This is a genomic window from Streptomyces beigongshangae (genome assembly GCF_019710745.1).
GTDB lineage: Bacteria > Actinomycetota > Actinomycetes > Streptomycetales > Streptomycetaceae > Streptomyces > Streptomyces beigongshangae.
The window spans coordinates 1-677 of sequence record NZ_JAHKJW010000182.1; the positions used below are offsets into that span (position 1 = coordinate 1).

A 677-nucleotide genomic window follows, 5' to 3' on the forward strand; every position below is an offset into this window, starting at 1 on the left:
CGATGGGCCGGCCGTCCAGCACAGTGCACGCCACCGCGTACACCGGCCCGAACTGGCCAGTGAGAGGGCGGCCGATGGATTCACCACTGGTCAAATCCCATACCCGCACCCAGCCTCCACCACTACCACCTTGGTCGGTGCCGGTGACTGCGACGGGCCGGTTGTTCACCACAGTGCACGCCATCGCGGTCACCGGTCTTGTGTGACCGGCGAGAGGGCGGCCGAGGGGTTCACCGGGGGGCAGATCCCACACCTTCACCGCGCGGTCATGGCTGCCAGTGATGGTGACGGTGACGGCGACGGGCCGGTCGTTTAGTACGCTGCACGCCATCGCGGCCACCGGCCCGGTGTCGTCGGCGATAAGGCGACCGACGGGTTCATCGGAGGTCAAGTCCCACACCCGCACCGAGCCACCACCCCCGTCGCTACCGATGACTGCGACGGGCCGGTTGTTCACCACAGTGCACGCCACCGCGGCCACCGACTTGGTGCCGGCGAGAGCGCGGTTGAGAGGTTCACCGGAGGTCAAATCCCACACCCGCACCACGCCACCGGCGCTGCCCGTGACGGCGACGGGCCGGTTGCTCAGTAAAGTGCACGCCACTGCGGTCACCCGCCCGGTGTGACCGGCGAGAGGGTGGCCGAGAGACTGACCAGAGGTCAGATCCCACACCCGC

Annotated in this window: 1 protein-coding gene; it reads right to left on the reverse strand. The window is 68.5% G+C overall.

The window, feature by feature from the left end:
• A partial coding sequence (locus tag KM933_RS38740; RefSeq protein WP_430727428.1) for a WD40 repeat domain-containing protein occupies positions 1 to 613 on the reverse strand: 613 nt, incomplete at its 3' end.
• Between the last annotated feature and the right edge of the window lie 64 nt (positions 614 to 677).